This window comes from Paenibacillus phyllosphaerae (genome assembly GCF_014192105.1).
Taxonomy (GTDB): domain Bacteria; phylum Bacillota; class Bacilli; order Paenibacillales; family Paenibacillaceae; genus Paenibacillus_Z; species Paenibacillus_Z phyllosphaerae.
The window spans coordinates 188,297-209,049 of sequence record NZ_JACHXK010000006.1; the positions used below are offsets into that span (position 1 = coordinate 188,297).

Below are 20,753 nucleotides of genomic sequence, written 5' to 3' on the forward strand. Positions count from 1 at the left end.
GTGCAGTGATGTGAATTGAACTACGAGGCTTATTATCGCTGCAAGGACGCCATTTCATGCGACATTCGAATTGGGTTGTTCTTGCGAACGGCGTGAATTTTACCTGCCTGTTTCAAAAAATGCCGGCTTCCTTCAGCTTCTCCGCTTCGGAACTTGTCTCCACGAACAGCTGCTGAACCGGGTAGGCCAGCCGGATGCCTTCCTCTTCAAGAATTTGCATGATGGCAAAATTCAGTTCCTGCCGTATAGCCAAATATTCTTTCCATACCGTTGTTTTGGTGAAAAAGTAAAAGAAAATGCCTAAACTGCCTTCTTGAAATTCATTGAATCGAACCATAATCATGGCAGGGTCGATCTGATCGTCCGTCGTCAGCCGGTCTTCCAGTCGGGCAATGGCCCGCTCGAGCTTGATGCGGTCGGAATCCATAGCCACCTTCAGATTAAAGGAAACGCGCCGCTTGCCCATTCGGCTCCAGTTCGTGATGGGCTGATTGGCCACGATCGAATTCGGAACCGTGACGACCGAATCGGCGAAGGTCCGCACCTGCGTGCTCCGGAACGTAATGTCCTCGACGATGCCTTCAACGCTTGGCGTCAAGATCCATTCCCCCTTCGCGAAGGGCTTCTCCAAGATGATGACGATACCGCCGAACATATTGCCGAGCGTCTCCTTGGCTGCAAGCGCGATCGCTAAGCTGCCAAGTCCCATGCCGGCGACGACCCCGTTGATGCTGAATCCCCATTCGGACCCTACGATAGTCACGATGAGGAGCACAATGACGAACCGCAGCGTCTTGGACAAGAAGGGAATCAGCATACTGGAGGCATCCAGCCCGAACCGTCGGCTGATCTGCTCGAGCAGGGTAGAAGAAGCGGCGGATACATTGTAGATGCCCCAGCCGATCAGGATCACGATGCCGCTGCGGAGCAAATGGATCAATTGCAAGTCGAGCTCCCATTTCAAGGGCAGCGCGTATTTCAAGCCGAAGTAAACGCCTAAGATGACAAACCCGTAGCTGAGCGGCTTCTCGAAAGCTTGCATCCATGCGGCAAGGCTTTGATATCGCTGAAATTTACGTATAAGAAACTTGAATACGTATTTGACGAAAATTTTGCGGCAGATGAGGAACACCGCCGCAATGCCCAATGCGATGAGCAAATCCCACCACTGGACCTTAGCCGCCAGATCGCTCAGCCAATTCCGAAAATCCAAAACAAATCCACCTCCACCGTGCAAAATGAACATTCATTATAACATACGCTGGAGTGGCCGAACCACAGACTACCTGCGGCATGAATGTTCAGGAGGGCTCCTTCTTCAATCGCGACGTCTTCAGATCCGAGTTCGTAATCCGAACCGATGCCGTTACGTCGACCTTGGCTCGAACGAAGGCCGAGTTCCAGTCTTTCTTGAACGGCAAGTATTGGCGGTAGTGATGCCGGTACAGATGCTGGCCGAAACCGAATACATCGACGCCGAACTTGGTCTGGATCTTGTTGACCGTCGCTTGAACCTGATCGGCGAGATATCGATCGGCCGCCTGCTCTACCTGCTGAAACCCGGTTACTTCATCAAGCGGCACATCGCCGAGGATGCTGGCGATTTGTCCTTCTCCAGAGAGGTGGATCTTAACATGCGGGACATCGCCGTTCATGACGACGCTCAGTTCGGTGTCCCAATGCTTGTACCGGATGGCCGCGCTCTTCCCGTCCGCAATAGGCACGGCGAAGGAGGTATTGCTTAGCTGATTGCGGATCATGTTCACGTAACGAGTGTCGTTCGCCCCGATAAAGCCGATCAATTTGTCTTCCCGGAAGACCGCGGACCCGGTGATTAGGATCGTGGACTTGGGGACAAGCGATTTGACGCTATCCATATTCTGGCTTACTTGCGGATCGCCTGTCGCGGTAATTGCGCCTAGAATCAGCGAATTGCCTTCCGTCAACGTCGCTTGCGTGTAATTGAACAATTGGCTGATCGGAACGCCGCCCCACCTCTCATGGTAGTTCTCGACTTGGGAGCGGATCTTCAAGCTCGCATACATATTCCCCGGGTAGACGACCTTCAGCAGGCGGGAGGCCGGAACATCATGCGTGATTAGCAAAGTGACGTCTTCGCGTACATATCTGGAGCGTTGCAGAATATCGATGTATTGGCTCAAGCCTTCCCTGGCAATATCCTCATCGATCAAGATGATCTGATTGTGGGAGGTGACGATCTGCCGCTCAAGCTTCTCGTTTAATCGCTCCAGATCCGCCACGCTATCACCTTCGCTCGTGTATAACGTAGTGGGCGCTCCGCCGCTCTGGTTGTGCGGCTGCGCTTCCGAGGTATTCAACACCTCGAACGTCACGATATCGTTCTTCTTGCCGTCTTTATCGATGGCTAACCCGGTAATGAGGGTGGAGCGGCTGACTTCGATCATATCCCAGCATCCTGCAAGAGGAACGCACATTCCCGCGAGGAGGAGCGTCCGTAAGAGTTGTATTAAAGGAATGAATCTCAACATGTCGTCTTGTTCCTCGCTCGTTGGTAACGTGAGAACACATAAGGGATGCCGTACGTTTCGATGCGGGAGAGATGAATCATGAGGAAGGCACATCCCGCAATAACCCCATATAATCCTAGACAGGCACCGAATACGATGAGCGCATATCGCGATAAACGAATGTTCGAGGCAAACGAATAGATCGGCGCCACATAACTCGAGATGGCAGCCAATGAGACGACGATAACATTGATATTGGAGACGATTCCGGCCTGAACGGCCGCTTCTCCGAGCACCAGCGCCCCGGCGATCGCAATGGATGGACCGACGATCCGCGGCATGCGCGTACTCGCTTCACGGAGCAATTCGAACGACAGCTCCATCAGGAAAATCTCGATCACGGCAGGGAAAGGGATCCCTTCCCGTTGAGCGGCAATGCTGGTGAGCAGCATCGTTGGTATCAACTCTTGATGATAGCTGGTAATGGCCACATACAATGCCGGCATGCATATGGAAAAGAAAAACGCGATGTATCGAATGGTACGCACGAAGTGGCTGAGCACAAACCATTGATAGCGATCTTCGGGACTTTGGAAGAAATCGTGCAGCAGCGCAGGCGTGATCAGAACGAAAGGGCTGCCGCTGACGATAACCCCAATCCGTTGGTCCAGCAGAAGCGAACAGATCGCATCCGGGCGCTCGCTATTATAGACCGTCGGGAAGAGCTGAATGCCTTCAGGGCTTAACAATGACTCGAGACTGCCGGAATCGAACAAGCTGACCAGACTGCATGCGTTCAAGCGCTGCCTTACCGCATCTAGCATTCGTTCATCAGCTTCGCCTTCAACGTAAGTCAGATAGACTTCCGTTCGGGTCTGTTCGCCAAGCTCATATTTCTCGAAGCGAAGTTTGTCGTTGATGATGCGTCTGCGGATGAGACTCATATTCGTCGTCGCGGATTCGGTGAACCCTTCCTTCGGCCCCCGGACAACGTTCTGGGTCGTTGGTTCCGATACCGCGCGAACTTCCAGGTCTTTGACATCGATAAGCAGGAGGTTAGGCTCGCCTTCTAGCACGATTGCCGCAAAGCCGAGGCCTAGCTTCTGGGCTAAGCCTTCAGAACGATCCGTCAGTTGTGTCGTTAACCCGGCTAGCACATGCTTGCGAATGTGCGTCATCAGATCATCCTCTTCCCGCGATATGCCGGAGAGGTCCTGAATGACCAACGGCTTCACGACGTTATCCATCATCGAGGTCGACCGGGTCATCGTGGTGAGAAAGCACAGGAGTCCCTCTTGGCCGGCAACCCGAAGGGGGTAGAGAGCAAGGTCATCCGAATGGCCGAACTGCAGCTCCAACGATTCTTTCATGCGGGCGATCTTGCTTGCGGCACTATGCGATGCGTTCGACTTTTCCATTAACGTTCTCCTTTCGGATAACGAATCCAGATAAGCAACAGGGTTCCGAGCGGAAGAAGAAACTGCAGCGGAATATGGAGCCCGTAGATCACGTACTTAAGTCCCTCGGCCACATGTTCGGCGCCGTTGTGCGAGACCATCATGGAGAAGGCGCCGGCTAACAGGGCAAACGACAAGTGAAGGTGTTTGGCTTGGGTTGGGAACACGCGGGATGCCCCTTTGACCGCAGCATAGAGGAAGATCGCGCATTTGAGCAGGACGCCGAAGATAATGATGAGCGCCACAAGGGCATCCATGCGGGTAATAAAATGAAATATATCGATCATACGCGCGGCGTCCAGTAAAGCGAATACGGAAAACTTGATATTCTCCATCCCGAGCGTCGTCGTCTGCAAGATGTCCGACATGGTCAAGATTGCGCAGGCGCTAACGAGCGAAATCAGGCTGATCCGGCGATATTCCCGCTTCGCCCCTAGATGGGGGACGAAAACAAGAAACACGATCAACTCCCCATAGGGCACCCAGATCGATTGGCTCGCCGACGCTTGAAGGACCTTGCCGAACCCTTGGGACAAGAAAGGCAGCAGCCGTTCGAAATCGATGGATTGGCTGAAGTACAACATCCAGGCCAAGGTCAAGAAGAACAGGATGACGAGAGCCGCGATCATGACGGACAACCTTCCGATAGCCGGCAAGCCGCCTGCGGCTGCATAAGCGACCAGCAAGGCGAACATGACGACCGGCAGGCCGTTAGGCGTAAAGCGAAGCAGCGTCGTCATGACAAGCTCGGTCATGTCCCGGATATTGCGCGACGCGATATAGAGAAAATAGAGAGCATAGCACAGCGTCAGCAGCTTGCCGGCGTATCGCCCCCAAGCTTTTTCCAGCAGGGGGTATAGTCCTTGCTCATGGCTCGCATCGACCAGCCCCGCATAGAGACAGCATAGCAGTGCCGCTGGCAGGAGCGAGATCAGGTCGATCAGCCAAGTATCGGGGACCGACTTGGGCGTGCCGAATATAATCGAGGTTCCGAGCAAGAAGACGAGCTGAATTGTATAGATATGAATGGGGCTGAGTTTGGACGCATTCAAGGCTTCCACGCATTCTTCCATCCTGACAGTCGAGCCATCGCCTTCTTCATCCAGCCGGTTTGCTTCAGATCAGCCCACAGGGCGATGAGAAGAGCGGCAATGATCATGGCCAACGGACCGCGGGTAGAATCGGGGAGCAACCCCATAAGCGCACGGAACAATGATTCCTGATATACCAAGGTGTCTAGCATGGCCATGAGCAGTATTCCGGTCAGTGCGAGTACGAAGGTCCCTAATGCTGTCATGCGCATGCTCCTTTCGAAAAGGGTTATTTGGTAAAATGCGCATCCCGTTACAGAAATATGCATCGATCTGTCGGCGATGTCGAATGATGGAGCAGCTGCGAGACGTGAGGCATTTGTCATACAATGCCAGCAAGCGGTATGATAGAGTAATAGATTAAACATAAGAGGGATGCTATGCGGCCTCGCATCCATCCGTCTGCCTATTAGGAAGGAGCTAGGGAACCTATGAATGTGCTTCAAGACTTGAAGGAACAAACCGCGCCGTATCATATTCAGATCGAGAAGAATCCGTATGCCGCGAGCATGATGGACAAAACGATGACGCTAGAAGGCTACATCACTTATTTGCAGAAGTTTTACGGATTCATCGCGCCAGTGGAAGAAGCCATTGCGCAGCTCCCGGGATGGGAAACGAACGGCTTTGATTTCGACCTGCGCAGGAAAGCGCCTCTGATCGAGCAGGATTTGCGTCAATTGGGACTGTCGGAGCAGCAGATCGCGCAGCTGCCAAGGAGCAGGGCATTGCCGGACGTATCAACTTTCCCTCGAGCGCTTGGTTATCTGTATGTGATCGAAGGCTCGACATTGGGCGGTCAGGTTATCACGAAGCAACTGAAGAAATTCCTTCCGATTGAGACAGAGTTGAACGGACGTTACTTTAACAGCTACGGGGAAGAAGTACGCGTACGTTGGGGCGAGTTCAGAGCGTTGGTCGAACAAACGGCTGGTTCTGATGAAGCCGCGAGCCAGACGATCGAGGCGGCGAAGGAAACTTTTATTCTCCTGGATCAGTGGGTGAACGCCTCCGAATAATGACGAGGAAGACATCCAGATACAAGGAAAAGGCTATACGTTCGAACAGGCCAACGCGCATGCCGAACTGCTGCGATCGGGCATCCAAGCGATGCAAATTCCGCTGAGCGGCGCCGGCGACAGCGATTACGTCACGGTTAGTCTCGGTACGGCAACCCTGCTGCCGAATCTGACGTATGGGTCTGCGGATCTCATCCATGCTGCCGAGAAAGCGCTGCGGAAAGCAAAACGATCCGGCAGGAATAGGGTCGTGTCCATCTAAATGAATGAAATGTCCAACTAAAAAACAGGGATCCCTGGTAGCGCGGGATCCCTGTTCGTTGTGCGGATATTTTTTATGTCACAATTCGCTTTGTTGCCATAATTGGCGGGCGTAATCTTTCAGGAATAACGCTTGATGCGGACGGTCGGAAATTTCGGTCTTCCGTCCCGTCGGCTCATCGGTCGTGATCGCATAGGGCGGAGGGCCGAGCTCAGGGATGAAGAGGAAGCTGCCGCCTTCTTGGTGGGTGAGCCGCCACTTGCGCATCGCTTCCTTCCACCAACTGCCGTATTGCTGCAGCATGGGATGCGAACCGTTCGGACCAATATCGACTTGAATTTGTTCTCCGTTAGAGAGGCGGGCGTGGATGCAGTCCGTCCGGCCTAACAACGGATTGATATAGGATTGGGCTTCCTCAGACACATTCAGCATCTCGCCTGCCAGCACATAGTGCGAGAGGTCGGCTGTTAAGCGCAAATGAGAAATTTGCTCGGCATAGGATGCCGTCCGGATAAGGTCCTGCGTAATGGTGCCGCGATGCGTCTCGATATTGACGGGAATGCGATATTCCTCCGCCATCGAAGCAAGCTCGGATAGCAGTTGAACAGCTGGATTGCCGGTCAGGAACGGGGTAAGTACCTGCACATTGACCGCGCTGATTCCGCCGTACGCTGCGGCGCGTTCCATCTCGCGTCTCATCGTCTGAGCGGAAGTCGGATAGACATTCACGCTGAGCGCCAGCCGATACTTTTCCAACAGATGACGCCATCGCTGTTCGGATTCGCCCGGCTCGGGGATGAAGGCATCGATGCCATCGAATCCGGCGCCGGCGATCCATTGAAACTTCTCTTCTTCGTCGAGCGGTCTCCCATCCGCCGCGATGCCCGTCATGCCCCACCAGGACATATGGACCTGCAGACGCTGCTCGTCGTTAGTGATAGGCTGGTGTCTCAATGCCGCATGGACCTCCCTCCGGATTGCTCTCCAAGGTCAATTCAAAACCGTCTGCACGATACAATGGATTATACCAATGCGAAATCTTGGTCGCGCTTACATTGGCGTAGTGAGAAATGAAGGAGCGGCGGAAACGGTCCTTCGTCTTGTTCCGATAGGAGCCGTGAATGAGATTGCCATTGAAGAAGAGGATGTCGCCCGGCGCCATGATCGCCGCTATCGGCTTCTCTTCTTTAGGCGGCTTCACATAATGCGTCGTGAAGGACTCCTTCGAATCCGACACCTCCGGGCAGACGATATCATATACGTTCGTCTTCGGCACAAGCAGCATGCAGCCGTTGTCCTCGTCGCATTCGTCAATGGCCGCCCAAGCCGCGATGCAGTTCCCCGGCTCCACTTTCAAATAAAAATTATCCTGATGAAGCGCTTGGCCGCGGGCACCTGGCGGTTTGTAATAGAACATGCTCTGTGCGGCCAAAACTTCCTCGCCATAGAGGTCCTCCATAATGGCGATGACTTCGGGATGCAGCATATATCTCTTGCTCAATGCATTGAAGCGGTGCGGATGCATGACGCGTGGGTATCGCCGCAGCGGGTCGGTTACATCCTCGGCCAGATCCGGTTCGAAGAAGCCGGGGATGACGCTCTTGCTGATCGTTTCGAATTCCGCTTTGATCTCGGCGATCTCCGAAGGCGTCCACACGCTTCGTACGATCAAATATCCTTCGGTTTCGAATTGCTTCATTTGCTCATCCGTTAATCGTTTGCGTGACTGTACCAATTCAATCGCCCCTTATCGATGGATTAACCTGCGAATTACTTTAAGTGTAAGGGTTGAACGTGATAAGAAGAAGTCACATATTTGCTCAATACTGGTTGGATTCTGCTGTCGGTATAGACAATATAGGCGCAAAGGGCTATGGTTAGGGCAATAGGTTAACTGTGGGGGAGGAAGCGATTTGTCGCATGCACATAATAACGGAGTCGTGGCCGGGCATTTTCGCGAGACGGAAACGTATAAGGTCAATCGACTGGGCGGGATGGAGGATTGGCTGCTGTTCTACACGCTAGAAGGGGAGGGATACTGCCAGACGCCGGGAGTGGAGAAGCGGCTGCGGGCAGGAGAACTCGTGCTGCTACGCAAGGACGTGCCTCATACATACGGCACCGCCAAAGGGCAGAGTTGGCACTTTATGTGGTCGCACTTTCGTCGGCTGCCGGAGACGAGTCTGCTGCCTGCCGAAGATGTGCTGATCTGCCGGCTGCCTGTCGGTTCGTTGCAACGAAGGGTGCTTCGCGGCTTTAAGACGTTATTGCTTGACTTTCGGACACAAGGCGCGTTATGGCAAGAGCTGTGCAACAATCAGCTAAGCGGCTTGCTGCTGCTCATGGCCGAGCAGCTGGCGGACCGGCTCGATCCGCGCGTCAGCCACACGATCCGCCTGTTGTCCGCGCAGATGAAGGAACCGGTCCAGATCGAAGAGCTTGCCGCAAGAGTCGGTCTGTCCGCCTCGCGGCTGTCCCATCTGTTCAAGGCCGAGACTGGCAGATCGATTATCGATACGCTGAACAACATGCGGGTCGAGCAGGCCGTGCTGCTAATGAAGCATGCGGGCAGAACGGCGACGGAAGCGGCTTATGATGTGGGCTTCCATAGCTATAATCATTTCGCGGCTCTGTTCCGCAGGCAATATGGCGTAAGCCCGACCGCAATTAAGAGGGAGCAATAAGCAGCTATCAAGGACAGTGGATCGCTCAACATAAGCAGGTCAAAGATACTAAAATACGTCCTTCGCTCATAAAGTGTACAAGTCTATGCTTATGATGCGGGAGTGATCCAATTTGAGTGTTCAACTGCTAGTCAGCTATATCTTCCTCGGGCTAACGTTGGCGGCCCCGATCGGTCCCGTTAACTCGGCCCGGTTGGACAAGGGGATCAAGAACGGATTCTGGCATGCCTGGATCGTGGGGACGGGCTCGATGATCGCGGACGGTATCTTCATGGTGCTCATTTACTTGGGAATAGCCAAATTCCTGAACATCCCGATTATCCAAATCTACTTATGGCTGTTCGGCGCTATCATCTTGATCTATTCGGGAATCGAGAGCATTACCTCTGCGAACAAAGTGGACGTGGAATACCGAACCCGCCGCAAGGAAGCATTGTGGCGCAGCTTCCTGTCGGGATTCCTGTTATCGATCTCGAGTCCGTTGTCGATCTTGTTCTGGCTAGGCATCTACGGATCGATCCTCGCGAAGACGGCCACTTCATACGGTACGACGCATTTATTGCTGTACAGCAGTATGATTTTCTTGGGACTAGCCCTATGGGACATCTTCTTCGCGACCTTAACGACAGGGATGCGGCGCTTCTTGAACAAACGAAGCTTAACGGGGATCTCCGTGTTCTCGGGTTTGTCGTTGATCGGATTCGGAGTTTATTTCGGTTACCAGGGTATTACCGCTATGATCGAAGGGATTTGATCTAGCCCATTTCCATTCCTCATGTGCTTGGGAAAATCTGTGCAGAGCCTTGCGGAATGCGCCATATGCCTGCAGGAGATATTATTACTCGTTCACTGCAAGTGAATATGGATTCAGACCAGAGGAGGAAATCGGGAATGGGCGTATTAAGCGGCAATCCGAAGGACGAGCCTTTACATTTTGGCGAAGTATACAGCATATGGCAGGCATCTATGTCTGCCAAAGGCAGCATCTCTTCTACGCAAGCGTTAAAATTTCATACCGGCGACAAAGATTTGCGCGATGTGCTTGACGACGTGATTCAGCAAGCGAAGCTCGAGGTCAAGGAGCTTGACCAAATTTTGCTCGCGAATAACATTGCCCCATCGCCGAGCCTGCCTGAGCGTCCGGAAGCGAAGCTGGAGGAGATTCCGGTCGGCGCGCGCTTCACGGACCCTGAGATTGCGGCCATGACTTCCGCAGCGCTGGCGGCTAGCCTTGTAGCCTGCAGCACGTCGATGGGTATCTCCATTCGCGAAGATATCGGCGCTCTGTTCGCCAAGTATCATGCAACGAAAACAGCTACTGGGGTTAAACTGCTGCAAATTACGAAGGAAAAGGGATGGCTGGTGCCGCCTCCCCTTCAGATCCATCGCCCAGAGCTTGCTCACGTATAACGCACGGATACAGACAGCCTGTTCAAGGGCTGTCTTCCTCTTTTCACGGCTTAATGCTCCGGACGCTGAAGCTGCAGCGGCGGGAGCGGGAGCCAGCCTTTTTCTTTCATCAAGGTGAGCATCGCCGAAGCTGAAGCGAGATGAAGCGCGTAATACTTGGAGAAGAGCGCGGCGATATCCACGCGTATCGACATCCCGATGATTTGGCTGCATAGGACAAGTCCGGTCGATATATCCTGGGCTACCAGGGCTGCAATCTCATGATCGGTGAATCTAGCGCCAACGGGTATCTCATCCCATTGAGCGGGAGGACGCTCCGGCAAGTCCGGAGAGGGTACGAACCCATTATGAAGAAGGATTGTGTCACATTCCTTCACTTCCGTTTCCGCTTGACGATGCAAATTATCGACTAATCGCTGCAATTCATGATCGCCGGCATGATACATGTAAGCCTGATAAACGGAGCGAATGCCTTTCTTTTTGGCCGAGAATGCCCATACGTTAAAAATTTCCCCGTAATGCATCGGTTCATCCTTTGGATATCCATCCAATACTCCCATTCCTTACACTCCTTCGCTACATAAAGTCAGCACTCAGTATTGCCACTAAATCTCAAATGAAACCATCAAGGAAAGCGAGGCACATGCATGGACCTGCCGTTATTTGCTGTCGAAGCCTGGATGGACAAGTTCTCCAAGCAAGCACGCTATAATCTCGCTGACACGTGCGTCGATTGCATGACATTAAACGAGCTGCTGCGGCTTGGAGGAGAGAACAAGCGGAATGCGCTGCTGGAAGAGCTGCTTCATACGACATTATCCTATGGGGACAGCCTAGGCTCCTATACGCTCAGGCAAGCGGCCGCTCAGCAGTACGGGAGAGGGAACGCGGACCAGATCCTCATGATGAATGGAGCGGTAAGCGCGAACCACCTGATCCTGATGGCCATGTTGAACCCGGGCGATGAATACCCGACTGCGTTAGGTGCTAAAGTCGATCTGATTCCGTTACGTCCGGAGGACCAATTCATTCCCGATCTGGATGAGCTTAGAAGGCTTATACGACCCGATACGAAGCTGATCGCGTTGAACAATCCGAACAATCCGACAGGAACCTTGCTTAAGCAGGGGCTGCTCGAACAGATCGCGCAGATTGCAAGGGGCGTCGGGGCATATATTCTATGCGACGAGGTGTGCCTGCACATCTGGACGGAGGATAAGTTGACAGTGCCCTCCATCTATGATGCGTATGAGAGAGGAATCGCTACGTCCAGTTTGTCCAAAGGATTGTCTCTTGCCGGTCTTCGAATCGGCTGGATTGCGGCGCCGCCCGAGGTCATCGCCGCATGCAAAAAGGCACATGATTACATGACGATCAGTTGCGGCGTTCTGCATGAAACATTGGCTGAGCAAGCGTTGAACCATCTGCCTTTGCTACTGGAGCGAGGCAGAGAGCTGCTGCGCAAGAATGTGCCTTACTTGTCCGCATGGACAGCAGATTCTCCGCATGTGTCCTATATTCCGCCGGAAGCGGGAACTGCGGCGCTTCTGCGGCTTGAGCTTCCGATACCGACTGAAGATTTTTGCAAACGGCTGCTCGATCAAACCGGCGTATTGCTCACCCCCGGCTCTTGCTTTCATATGGAGGGATATGTGCGGATTGGCTGCGCAGGCAAGCCGGAGGTGCTTCGCGAAGGTCTTGCGGAGACGCGTAACTTTCTCCAAGACATTATGCGGCATGCTTAATATAACCCTTCGAGGAAAGACAGCAAACCGACCGGATATCTTGGTCGGTTTTTTGATCTATCGAGTGGTACATGCCCGACTCGCTGAATAGAGTAGTACAAGTATCTGATATAGGTAGTGATCATAATGGGAGGATTGTCGCATGAGTATGCTGCTCAGCTTTTTTCTACTCGGTATCACCTTATCCGCACCGATCGGCCCGATTAACGCGGCTGTATTGAACACCGGGATCAAACGGGGGTTTATGCCGGCCTGGTTCTTGGCACTGGGGGCGTTAGCGGCGGATTTAATCTATATGCTGCTTGTGTTTATGGGATTCGTCCATTTCATGAGTGTTCCATTCGTGAAGAGCTTCCTCTGGCTGTTCGGCGCCTTCGTGCTTATCTATACCGGCGTTGAAAGTCTGATCGGCATACGCAATCTGCATATACAGGCCAATGGCGACATGAATGAGACGCCGCTGCTGAAAGCATGGACGACCGGCTTCTTCATGTCGCTTGCCAATCCGCTGACGATCCTGTTCTGGATCGGAATCTATGGGTCGGTTCTGGCAGAAGCAGCGGCCAAGAGCAGCGGAGATCAACTGCTTGTCTATAGCATGGCTATTATTTGCGGCGTCTTATGCTGGGATATCACGATGTCCGGTCTTGCCGGGTTCTTCCGGAAAATTCTATCCGACACTTTCATGAAGATCATTGCGCTCATCTCCGGCATTTCTTTAGTCGGTTTTGGCGCGTACTTTGCCATTGAGGCTTTTCGTCTCCTGCTTGCCCGATGAGAAGGAGGCTCGGTGAATTTGGTTGCCTCCGTCATTGCCGGATTTGCTCCAAATATGTTTCATAATGAGCGTAACGGCAGCGATTACAACGATGAAACCGAGGCTGATGAAGAAACCGGGCCGGCTGGTGTGATGAAATAACGAACCGCTAATGGCAAGCAACAGAATGCCGATGCCGGCAAATTGTTTGGTCTTCCCGAATGCCGTCAGATCGAGCAGTTTGCCGGCGGTAACGAGAATGAACATCCAGTTGTACAACAGCATCAATCCTGCGGCCGTCGTGACGTATTCATAAATTTTGCCCGGCATGAGCAGCGAAAATACGATGGAAGCGACCAAGCCTGCCGCGGTCAGTCCTATCGCCCATAACGGACGCTTCATCTTCTCCTTACTGAGGAAGCGCGGGGCGTCACCGTCCTTGGACAACGTGACGAGCATCGTCGTAATGGCGAACAAGGAAGCCGTCATGGTGGAGAAGCCGGCGATGATCAGGACTCCATTGAAAATATTGGGAATGTACGGAATATGCAGCTCGGTTAATGTCACGAGATACGGGCTTTTCTCGCCGTTGAGCTGTTTCCAGGGCTGGAGCAGCATGGCAAGACTCAATGACGCCAAATAAATGAGCGTCAGCACGGAAAGCATGATTTTGCCCGCCATCGGCGCTTTCTTCGGTTGATCGAGCTGCGTAGCCATAATTCCCATTATCTCGATACCGCCGAATGCATAGAAAGCGAATAACAAACAGGACCACAAGCCCATCATGCCAGTCGGGATCAGTTCTCCCCATGTATTCGGCAGTGGCTGCGGGTTCTGGTCGAAGTTAATCCAGCCCATTAGTACCGCGCCTGCTATGCCGATAAAAGCGACAATCGCTGACACTTTAATAACAGCGAAGATATTCTCGAATCGTTGGAATCCCTTGTTGCCCAGCAGGACGATAATGAGCCCCAATGCGGCATATACCGAGGCGAGCGTCCACATCGGAATTTTAGGGAACCACAAACGCGTGAACAAAGAAAGCGCGGACAGCTGACTCCCCATAATAAGCAGCTCAGACGCCCAGTATACCCAACCGCTGCTGAAACCGGCCCAGCGTCCGAATGCTTTCTTCGCATACGAGCGGAAGGAGCCTTCAAGCGGTTCGCTGGCCGTCATTTTGGCCAGAACCTCGAAGACGAAGTAGGTGCCGATTGCCGCTACCAAGAAAGCGATAAGTACGGCCGGACCGCCGATCTGGATAGCAAGTCCCGATCCGAGAAAATAACCGGTACCGATCGTAAAGGCAACGCCGAGAAGGGATAGCTGCCACCATTTCATCTGCTTGTCCTGTTGCTTATTCTTCTCTGCTGCTTGCGCCATGCTGATTCCTCCTTGGGCAATAGGTAAAAGCAAAGGCCACGGGCTGCTCGTGGCCTTTGTCATATCCGTTAGCTCGTCGCTTTACTCGTTCGGGCGCCGGATTTTTGCGGTTTGAATTCGCTGCGGTTCGGATTCCCTTTGCCTTCATCCGACGCTTTGGGGCGAATAAGCCATAGGATCGAAATCAAAGTCACGACGGAGACGGCCGCAACCGTCCAGAACACCGGACCGCTGCCGCTATCCATCAATAGCGCTGCAGCCGGAGGTCCTGCCGCTACTCCGATAAACCGCATGCTGCTATATAGCGACGTAACCGTACCCCGCTCTTCCTTCTCGATGCCTTCCGTAATCAGCGCGTCCATACACGGTAGAACAACGCCAATGCCGATGGACCCGATACCGATCCAGACGAACCACATGACCAAGCTATCCGGCGAGAACATCGCGCACGCCAAAGAAGAAACGGCCAACATCACCATGCCGGTGACCGATAGCCATTTCATGACGTTCTTTTTCTCCCCGATGAATTTGCCCGACAGATAGGAAGCAAGACATAAGGCGGTAAGCGGGATTGCCAGCAACAAACCTTTAATGATGCCTTTGTAGTGATATTGCGTCTCCAATTGCTCGGACAAATAAAATAAGGTGGTAAAGATGGCGAACATGCCCGCGCCGCCGGAAACGAATACGGCTGACAGCCATTTGCCTTCTTGTTTGAAGATCTTTTTAATTCCGCTCCAGAACGCGGCGAATTTGACAGGTTCTTCCGTCTGATTCTCTGTCTTAGGTACGTGTATGAAGAACAAAATCAGTAAGCAGGATACAATGCTCAAGACCGGGATCGCATAGAAAGGCATGTACCACGCCCATAGGGCAATGGCCGACCCAAGTATCGGGCTGAGCACTTTGCCGAATGTATTCGATGTTTCCACCAAGCCGAGCACGCTGCTGGCTTCTTTCTCGTCCTGGAACAAGTCGCCGGTTAACGGGAAAATAATCGGGAAGCAACCCGCGGCCCCAATGCCCTGAACGAACCGTCCAACGATAACCATCATATAGGATCCGTCGCCGGAAGAGGCAAAGAAAGCAGAGATCCCACCGCCAATCGCCGCAATGATCAAAGAAGGAATGATGACCTTCTTGCGTCCGAAGCGATCGGACAAGTAACCGGCGATCGGGATCAGAATGATCGCAATGACGGAATAGACCGTGATGATAAGACTGATCTGGAATGACTTAACGCCAAGCTGCTTGGCTAGCTCGGGCAGGATAGGGATGAGCATGGAATTACCTAGCGTCATCATTAATGGTACCGAAGCCAGCGCCGCAATAGCCGCGATTTTTCGCAAGGTCACGTCGATCCTCCTCTTGTGCATAACATGCGTCGCTGAAGTTCTGTTGTACAGACTGAACTGGCGCTGTATCTAGAATGGCGATTGAGGGGTCACATTATGTGCGTCAGCGCAGTGGCAGTTTTTTATCTCGATTGGATAAGTCGGTGATTGCACAGACAAAATATACCGTCACGCTAAATGCATTTACATAGGAGGAGTCACATGTACTTTTACAAAGCGGATCTGATTAACATGATCGTGCCGGACAAGCCAGACCCGGCTGCGGCCAAGGTGCTTCAAGAGGCGCTTGGAGGCCGCTTCGGCGAGATGCGGACCATGATGCAGTTTTTTTTCCAGAGCAGCAATTTCCGTGGCAAAGCGGAAGAATTCCGCGACTTGATCCGTGGCGTGTTCCTTGAAGAAATCAGCCACGTGGAGCTCGTCCAGAATACGATCAATCAGCTGCTTACCGGTACCGGCGAGGAACTGCCCGGCGCAAGCGGCATGGATGACGCGCCGCTGGATGAATCCGTCCGCCATGCGAATCCGCACCACTTTATCGTAGGCGCTCAAAGCTCGCTGCCGGTGGATGCGGCCGGTTTGCCATGGCAAGGCAGCTATGTCTATGCGCACGGTAACTTGATCGCGGATCTGTTGGACAACTTGGTGCTAGAATCCACGGGCGTGCTTCAGAAATCGCGCATATACGAGATGAGCTCCAACAAAGCGTTCCGCGAAACGCTCGCGTTCCTTATCGTGCGCGATAACGCGCATCAAAATGCGTTCGCCAAGGCGCTGGAGAAACTCGGCGTCGAGTGGGGCAAATTGTTCCCGGTTCCGAATTACGACATCAACAAATATCCGGAATGCCGCAAATACGTCGATATGGGCTTCCATAATGCGCAATTCAATTTCCGGCTGGACGAGACGCGCATTGCCGAGATTTACAGCGGCCAATCGCCGAGCCGCAACGGCGGCGAGCTGCAGGTTATTCCGCCTCCCGCAGGCTATCCGATTCCTTATAATCCGGAACTGCCGAACGAGCATAGTCCCGGCATCTCGGATATGTTCCGATAATTGGCGAAGCTGGAACAAAACAAGCAGGTCCCTCGCGGGCCTGCTTGTTTTTATGGCATCATTTAGAGAAGCCGAATATTCGCCTCTTGGCAGGCACTCACGATACGTTCATTCCAGACGGAAGCTTGAACTTCGCCAATATGGGCCTTCTGAAGCAGGAACATGCAAAGGCGGGATTGACCGATCCCTCCGCCGATCGAATACGGAACCAACCCGTTCAGAATGGCCTGGTGGAATTCGAGCGACTGGCGTTCTTCCTCGCCGGCTTCCTTAAGCTGCGACAGCAGGCTTTTTTTATCGACGCGGATGCCCATCGACGAAACTTCGAACGCACGATTCAAGACCGGGTACCAAAGGATGATATCCCCGTTCAACTTCCAATCGTCGTAATCGGGCGAACGGCCGTCGTGCTTCTCGCCCGATCGGAGCAATCCGCCAATCTGCATGACGAAGACGGCGCCATATTGCTTGGCAATGGCATCTTCGCGTTCTTTGGGCGACAACTCCGGATAGAGATGCTCGAGCTCTTGCGTCGTAATGAATTGAATCCGTTCCGGGAGGACAGGAGTAAGTTCCGGATAGCTCGCATTCAGCTGCGCTTCCGTTTGGCGGATCGCGGCGTAAATCTTCAATACTTCCGTTTTCAAGGTATTCAGCGTCCGTTGATCGTAAGTGATGACCTTCTCCCAGTCCCATTGGTCTACATAAAGGGAATGCAGGTTATCGAGAATTTCATCTCTGCGTATGGCTCTCATATCGGTAAATAATCCTTGCCCTACCGGGAAACCGTAACGGGCGAGCGCCATTCTTTTCCACTTGGCCAGCGATTGCACGATCTCAAGTTCAGCATCGTCGATAGCAGGCGAATCGAAGGCAACGATACGTTCGATGCCATTCAAATTATCGTTGATCCCGTTGCCGTTCTTCAGCAGGATAGGGGCAGACACCTTCTCTAATTGAAGAGCACCGGCAAGTGCTTGCTCGAACGTCGTCTTCACAGCCTGGATCGCGCGCTCAGTCTGGATCGGGCTTAACTTCGTTTCGTAGCTCGCAGGGATTATCACATTCGTCGACATGTTAAATTTCGTCCTCCAATAACCATCGGAATATTAGGCTTTAGCCTCGTTACCCCAGTATCTTATTAAGCTCAGGGTTCATGTGTTCCTAAGTGGCGACTTTCAGCCATTCATGAAATGGAGGAAAAAGACGCAAACTATGACATATACCGGGGTTAACGAAAGGGCTGACACGATGAAGAAGGAACTCACCATACTGATCTGCGACGATTCGGTCTTAATCCGCAAGAAGCTTCGCGGGGCGTTGGAAGAACTGGGTTACGCGGACATTCATGAAGCTCATGACGGCGAGCAAGCCGTTGCCATTAGTCTGGAGCGGCATCCGCAAATCGTATTTATGGATATCGTCATGCCCGTGAAGACGGGGATCGAAGCGTTGCGCGAAATTATTGCCGCATTGCCGGAGACGAAGGTCGTTATGGCTTCCTCCGTCGGGACGCAATCCAATCTGAAAGAAGCGATTAAGGCAGGCGCCTACGATTTTATCCAGAAACCGCTGTCGCAAGACGCGATTGCGCGCGTGATGGAGAAGGCTAGCGCGGGAGGAGGAGCCTAATGTTCACGCAATATTTCGGCCATTATCTGCTCAATCGTAACATCGTGTCGCTCATTCAGCTGCAAGAGGCGATGGAGCAGCTTGAGAACACCCGCGTGAAGCTTGGCGTTCTCTCCGTCAATGCAGGCTATATGAGCGCGGCCAGGGCGGAAGAGGTCCATCAGCTGCAAGCCCGAATGGACAAGCGCTTCGGCGAGATCGCGGTCGAACGGGGCTATATGACCGAAGAGCAGTTGGAGCAGCTGCTCGGCATGCAGAAAGAAGGCCATCTCGTTCTGGGGCAAGCGCTTATCGATCAAGGCGCGATAACGCTGGATCAATTCACGGCGGCGCTAGAGCAATATAAAGCGGATCATCTGCTCTCAGACGATCAGTTCGAGGCGATCAAGAACGGCAACATCGAAGAGCTCATCGCCGCCGTGCTGAAGCTGGACGCCTCGATCGATCAACCATGGTTCCGCGAATATTTGTCCCTGTTCGCGAAGAACATGATCCGTTTCATCGATCCGATGCTCTATCTGGAGGTGAATGCGGTACCCCAGGGGTATCAGTCCGAGTGGCTCGTCTCGCAAAATATCGAAGGTACGGTTACGTTGTTCACGGCGCTGTCGATGAACGAAGGCGCGTTCCTGCGAACCGCGTCTGCCTACGCGCAAGAGGAGATCCAAGCTCCTGGCGAGTTGGCAGAGGCTTCCGTGGGTGAATTCTTGAACTTGCACAATGGCTTGTTTCTCGTGAGCATGTCGAATCAGGGCATCGAACTTGGGTTGAAACCCCAGCAGATCGAACATCGGGCGGCGCTGCCTGCGCTAGCTACTTCCTATCTGATCACCGTATACATGTCGGAGGGCTCATTCGAGCTGATCGTAGCGCCAAGAGGATAATGCGGCGGAAGGAGACTCGAACGAATGGCTAATGTGGACATGTATCCGGACATCATGGATGCGGCTGGCGAACAGGAAGATGAACTGAAGCACATGTTTGCCCGGAACTTCGGCGTGGAGCTGCTATTCGAGCAACATCCTACGATCCCGTCCGAACGGATCTTAGAACGTCTTAGAACGGAATGCGGCGACGTAGACATGGTCAATAAGGATCATCTGCAGCTTTTCTTCTTCCGGGACTACAAGGTCAGCTTCGCCGAAGGAGAGCTTCCGGCACAAATTGCGATCATGCTGCCGTACGACCAGGTGCACGAGGAGCGGGGATTCGAAGCATCCTTGTCCCAATCGTGGCGTTGGCAGGAGGCGCATAGCACCGTCGATGGTTGCAAAACCTGCATGCTCGTTACCGACCTGATGGCTGCAGGCATGGATTACAAACTGCGGATGAAGCTGTTCCAGAAGGCGCTCCATGCGATCGTGGAGGCATGCGACTGCAAAGCGGTTCACTTTCGGCTGAGCGAACAGTTCATTGCTCGCGAAGACTATTTGTCGAACAACCCCGGAGCTGCCGACTACGATATTCTGCTCGGTATCCTGAATGTGCGGTTATTCCGAATGGAAGGGGCAGAGTCGGAGATCGTTATGGATACGCTCGGCCTCGCTTCGATCGGGCTACCCGATTTGCAAGTGCAATATAAGGGAGCTGAAGTAACCGAGATGGCCAAACGACTCTATGCATATGGGGACGAACTCTACGCGAACGGGGATGTCATTCCAGACGGCGGCACGCTGGAAGGGCTTGGCGGCGAACGTTGGACATGCAGCCGCGATATCGCTTTAATGGAGCCGAAGCGGAACGTGATTGATATTGTTCCAGGGCAATACGCGATCCGGGAAGGCTAAAGTGGGATAACGGCACTAGGAATCAAATAGGTTGGTGCCAAGGGACTTGCGAATTGAGCGCAAGTCCTTTTTATGTTTAGGCGACAACGCGGTTATGCTTCTTGCGTCCCAATTTTTCCACAATATGGTTGACATATAGGTGTATTAAACCTATAGTACACTACAGGTGTATGAACCACATAGTACACACACCACAATCTGGAGATGGTAGCTATGCAAGCGGGAATATTTCCCCCTATCGCCGCATTCAACAACCGAGACCCGGTCTATCTGCAGGTCGTGCGTCACTTTAAGGAACTGATCGCAACCGGCAGACTAGAGGCTGGCCAGACGATCCCTTCACGTAGGGAGCTGGCTGCTCTGCTGCAAATTAACCCGAACACGGCGCAGAAAGCGTACAAGGAAATGGAGGAGCAGCGTTTGATCATAACCGAAGGCAATTCCCCGAGTCGGGTCACGCATGATGCCCAGCTGTTGGGGGCAATCCGGGCTGAGCTTGTCCGTGAAGCGGTAGAGGCATTCGTTGCCACCATTCGCCCCATACAACTGCCTACAGACGAGCTTGTCGAGATCGTAAGGGCTGCATACGAAGCCCCTAAGGAAGGTGAATAACGATATGGACGAGG

At 53.0% G+C, this 20,753-nt stretch carries 23 protein-coding genes; 12 read left to right on the plus strand and 11 right to left on the minus strand.

Features of this window, described 5'->3' with window-relative positions; all coding sequences use genetic code 11:
- Positions 1-112: 112 nt before the first annotated feature.
- The 5 genes from FHS18_RS15450 to FHS18_RS15470 all read right to left on the minus strand — a co-directional run bounded on the left by FHS18_RS15450 (position 113) and on the right by FHS18_RS15470 (position 5,243).
- Positions 113-1,213 (minus strand): mechanosensitive ion channel family protein, encoded by a 1,101-nt coding sequence (locus tag FHS18_RS15450; protein ID WP_246427673.1) that lies wholly within the window; start codon positions 1,211-1,213, stop codon positions 113-115.
- 88 nt (positions 1,214-1,301) lie between these two features.
- Complete coding sequence (locus tag FHS18_RS15455; protein ID WP_343060545.1) at positions 1,302-2,603, minus strand: Ger(x)C family spore germination protein; 1,302 nt, start codon at positions 2,601-2,603, stop codon at positions 1,302-1,304.
- On the minus strand, positions 2,504-3,907 hold the full coding sequence (locus FHS18_RS15460) for a spore germination protein (RefSeq protein ID WP_183600968.1): 1,404 nt from the start codon (positions 3,905-3,907) through the stop codon (positions 2,504-2,506). Before FHS18_RS15460 ends, FHS18_RS15455 begins: the two co-directional genes overlap by 100 nt.
- A complete protein-coding gene (locus tag FHS18_RS15465; RefSeq protein ID WP_343060546.1) occupies positions 3,907-5,007 on the minus strand; it encodes a GerAB/ArcD/ProY family transporter in 1,101 nt (366 codons plus the stop codon). Before FHS18_RS15465 ends, FHS18_RS15460 begins: the two co-directional genes overlap by 1 nt.
- On the minus strand, positions 4,995-5,243 hold the full coding sequence (locus FHS18_RS15470; RefSeq protein WP_183600970.1) for a hypothetical protein: 249 nt from the start codon (positions 5,241-5,243) through the stop codon (positions 4,995-4,997). Before FHS18_RS15470 ends, FHS18_RS15465 begins: the two co-directional genes overlap by 13 nt.
- A 225-nt stretch (positions 5,244-5,468) precedes the next feature.
- Here FHS18_RS15470 and FHS18_RS15475 point away from each other — a divergent pair, with 225 nt between their 5' ends.
- Together FHS18_RS15475 and FHS18_RS15480 are read left to right on the plus strand one after the other, a co-directional pair.
- Positions 5,469-6,056, plus strand: a complete 588-nt coding sequence (locus tag FHS18_RS15475) for a biliverdin-producing heme oxygenase (protein ID WP_183600971.1) — start codon at positions 5,469-5,471, stop codon at positions 6,054-6,056.
- 19 nt (positions 6,057-6,075) lie between these two features.
- Complete coding sequence (locus FHS18_RS15480; protein WP_343060555.1) at positions 6,076-6,318, plus strand: diguanylate cyclase domain-containing protein; 243 nt, start codon at positions 6,076-6,078, stop codon at positions 6,316-6,318.
- A 78-nt stretch (positions 6,319-6,396) separates the two neighbouring features.
- Here the strand turns inward: FHS18_RS15480 and FHS18_RS15485 are convergent, their stop codons facing one another.
- Together FHS18_RS15485 and FHS18_RS15490 are read right to left on the minus strand one after the other, a co-directional pair.
- Entirely contained in the window at positions 6,397-7,272 is an 876-nt protein-coding gene (locus tag FHS18_RS15485) for a sugar phosphate isomerase/epimerase family protein (protein WP_246427676.1), read from the minus strand.
- Complete coding sequence (locus tag FHS18_RS15490) at positions 7,250-8,053, minus strand: phytanoyl-CoA dioxygenase family protein (RefSeq protein ID WP_183600972.1); 804 nt, start codon at positions 8,051-8,053, stop codon at positions 7,250-7,252. The genes FHS18_RS15485 and FHS18_RS15490 overlap by 23 nt, the downstream gene beginning before the upstream one ends.
- Before the next feature lie 178 nt (positions 8,054-8,231).
- Between FHS18_RS15490 and FHS18_RS15495 the strand changes: the two genes are divergently transcribed.
- The 3 genes from FHS18_RS15495 (at position 8,232) to FHS18_RS15505 (ending at position 10,412) form a co-directional block, all read left to right on the plus strand.
- The gene (locus FHS18_RS15495; RefSeq protein WP_246427677.1) at positions 8,232-9,002 is read left to right on the plus strand and encodes an AraC family transcriptional regulator; all 771 of its coding nucleotides are present in this window, start codon (positions 8,232-8,234) and stop codon (positions 9,000-9,002) included.
- A gap of 112 nt (positions 9,003-9,114) precedes the next feature.
- A complete protein-coding gene (locus FHS18_RS15500; RefSeq protein ID WP_183600973.1) occupies positions 9,115-9,756 on the plus strand; it encodes a LysE family transporter in 642 nt (213 codons plus the stop codon).
- 137 nt (positions 9,757-9,893) lie between these two features.
- Positions 9,894-10,412: a DUF3231 family protein gene (locus FHS18_RS15505; protein WP_183600974.1), complete on the plus strand. Its 519-nt coding sequence runs from the start codon at positions 9,894-9,896 to the stop codon at positions 10,410-10,412.
- Positions 10,413-10,462: 50 nt separating this feature from the next.
- Here the strand turns inward: FHS18_RS15505 and FHS18_RS15510 are convergent, their stop codons facing one another.
- Positions 10,463-10,972, minus strand: a complete 510-nt coding sequence (locus FHS18_RS15510) for a DUF3231 family protein (RefSeq protein ID WP_183600975.1) — start codon at positions 10,970-10,972, stop codon at positions 10,463-10,465.
- Between the two features lie 87 nt (positions 10,973-11,059).
- Here FHS18_RS15510 and FHS18_RS15515 point away from each other — a divergent pair, with 87 nt between their 5' ends.
- Both FHS18_RS15515 and FHS18_RS15520 read left to right on the plus strand, forming a co-directional pair.
- Positions 11,060-12,157: an aminotransferase class I/II-fold pyridoxal phosphate-dependent enzyme gene (locus FHS18_RS15515; RefSeq protein ID WP_183600976.1), complete on the plus strand. Its 1,098-nt coding sequence runs from the start codon at positions 11,060-11,062 to the stop codon at positions 12,155-12,157.
- Between the two features lie 142 nt (positions 12,158-12,299).
- The gene (locus tag FHS18_RS15520; protein WP_183600977.1) at positions 12,300-12,935 is read left to right on the plus strand and encodes a LysE family transporter; all 636 of its coding nucleotides are present in this window, start codon (positions 12,300-12,302) and stop codon (positions 12,933-12,935) included.
- Here the strand turns inward: FHS18_RS15520 and FHS18_RS15525 are convergent.
- Together FHS18_RS15525 and FHS18_RS15530 are read right to left on the minus strand one after the other, a co-directional pair.
- Complete coding sequence (locus tag FHS18_RS15525) at positions 12,876-14,297, minus strand: amino acid permease (protein WP_183600978.1); 1,422 nt, start codon at positions 14,295-14,297, stop codon at positions 12,876-12,878. The two genes, FHS18_RS15520 and FHS18_RS15525, sit on opposite strands and share 60 nt — an antisense overlap.
- A gap of 68 nt (positions 14,298-14,365) precedes the next feature.
- On the minus strand, positions 14,366-15,652 hold the full coding sequence (locus FHS18_RS15530) for an MFS transporter (protein ID WP_343060547.1): 1,287 nt from the start codon (positions 15,650-15,652) through the stop codon (positions 14,366-14,368).
- 201 nt (positions 15,653-15,853) lie between these two features.
- Here FHS18_RS15530 and FHS18_RS15535 point away from each other — a divergent pair, with 201 nt between their 5' ends.
- A complete protein-coding gene (locus FHS18_RS15535; protein ID WP_183600979.1) occupies positions 15,854-16,708 on the plus strand; it encodes a manganese catalase family protein in 855 nt (284 codons plus the stop codon).
- A gap of 62 nt (positions 16,709-16,770) precedes the next feature.
- Here the strand turns inward: FHS18_RS15535 and asnA are convergent, their stop codons facing one another.
- Positions 16,771-17,784, minus strand: a complete 1,014-nt coding sequence (gene asnA / locus FHS18_RS15540; protein ID WP_183600980.1) for an aspartate--ammonia ligase — start codon at positions 17,782-17,784, stop codon at positions 16,771-16,773.
- Between the two features lie 175 nt (positions 17,785-17,959).
- Here asnA and FHS18_RS15545 point away from each other — a divergent pair, with 175 nt between their 5' ends.
- The 4 genes from FHS18_RS15545 (at position 17,960) to FHS18_RS15560 (ending at position 20,739) form a co-directional block, all read left to right on the plus strand.
- Positions 17,960-18,340 (plus strand): response regulator, encoded by a 381-nt coding sequence (locus tag FHS18_RS15545; protein ID WP_183600981.1) that lies wholly within the window; start codon positions 17,960-17,962, stop codon positions 18,338-18,340.
- Positions 18,340-19,224, plus strand: coding sequence for a cyclic di-GMP-binding domain-containing protein, MshE-related (locus FHS18_RS15550; RefSeq protein WP_183600982.1), 885 nt, complete (start codon positions 18,340-18,342; stop codon positions 19,222-19,224). The genes FHS18_RS15545 and FHS18_RS15550 overlap by 1 nt, the downstream gene beginning before the upstream one ends.
- A 24-nt stretch (positions 19,225-19,248) precedes the next feature.
- Complete coding sequence (locus FHS18_RS15555) at positions 19,249-20,127, plus strand: DUF4261 domain-containing protein (RefSeq protein WP_183600983.1); 879 nt, start codon at positions 19,249-19,251, stop codon at positions 20,125-20,127.
- Between the two features lie 213 nt (positions 20,128-20,340).
- The gene (locus tag FHS18_RS15560) at positions 20,341-20,739 is read left to right on the plus strand and encodes a GntR family transcriptional regulator (protein ID WP_183600984.1); all 399 of its coding nucleotides are present in this window, start codon (positions 20,341-20,343) and stop codon (positions 20,737-20,739) included.
- Positions 20,740-20,753: the final 14 nt, after the last annotated feature.

Excerpts from the sequence above, each read along its gene's own strand:
- FHS18_RS15510 (WP_183600975.1), bottom strand. The coding sequence starts at position 10,972 with ATGGGAGTATTGGATGGATATCCAAAGGATGAACCGATGCATTACGGG.
- FHS18_RS15470 (WP_183600970.1), bottom strand. The coding sequence starts at position 5,243 with ATGACAGCATTAGGGACCTTCGTACTCGCACTGACCGGAATACTGCTC.
- FHS18_RS15545 (WP_183600981.1), top strand. The coding sequence starts at position 17,960 with ATGAAGAAGGAACTCACCATACTGATCTGCGACGATTCGGTCTTAATC.
- FHS18_RS15560 (WP_183600984.1), top strand. The coding sequence starts at position 20,341 with ATGCAAGCGGGAATATTTCCCCCTATCGCCGCATTCAACAACCGAGAC.
- FHS18_RS15555 (WP_183600983.1), top strand. The coding sequence starts at position 19,249 with ATGGCTAATGTGGACATGTATCCGGACATCATGGATGCGGCTGGCGAA.
- FHS18_RS15505 (WP_183600974.1), top strand. The coding sequence starts at position 9,894 with ATGGGCGTATTAAGCGGCAATCCGAAGGACGAGCCTTTACATTTTGGC.
- FHS18_RS15515 (WP_183600976.1), top strand. The coding sequence starts at position 11,060 with ATGGACCTGCCGTTATTTGCTGTCGAAGCCTGGATGGACAAGTTCTCC.
- asnA (WP_183600980.1), bottom strand. The coding sequence starts at position 17,784 with ATGTCGACGAATGTGATAATCCCTGCGAGCTACGAAACGAAGTTAAGC.
- FHS18_RS15455 (WP_343060545.1), bottom strand. The coding sequence starts at position 2,603 with ATGTGCCTTCCTCATGATTCATCTCTCCCGCATCGAAACGTACGGCAT.
- FHS18_RS15535 (WP_183600979.1), top strand. The coding sequence starts at position 15,854 with ATGTACTTTTACAAAGCGGATCTGATTAACATGATCGTGCCGGACAAG.
- FHS18_RS15475 (WP_183600971.1), top strand. The coding sequence starts at position 5,469 with ATGAATGTGCTTCAAGACTTGAAGGAACAAACCGCGCCGTATCATATT.
- FHS18_RS15460 (WP_183600968.1), bottom strand. The coding sequence starts at position 3,907 with ATGGAAAAGTCGAACGCATCGCATAGTGCCGCAAGCAAGATCGCCCGC.
- FHS18_RS15520 (WP_183600977.1), top strand. The coding sequence starts at position 12,300 with ATGAGTATGCTGCTCAGCTTTTTTCTACTCGGTATCACCTTATCCGCA.
- FHS18_RS15550 (WP_183600982.1), top strand. The coding sequence starts at position 18,340 with ATGTTCACGCAATATTTCGGCCATTATCTGCTCAATCGTAACATCGTG.
- FHS18_RS15525 (WP_183600978.1), bottom strand. The coding sequence starts at position 14,297 with ATGGCGCAAGCAGCAGAGAAGAATAAGCAACAGGACAAGCAGATGAAA.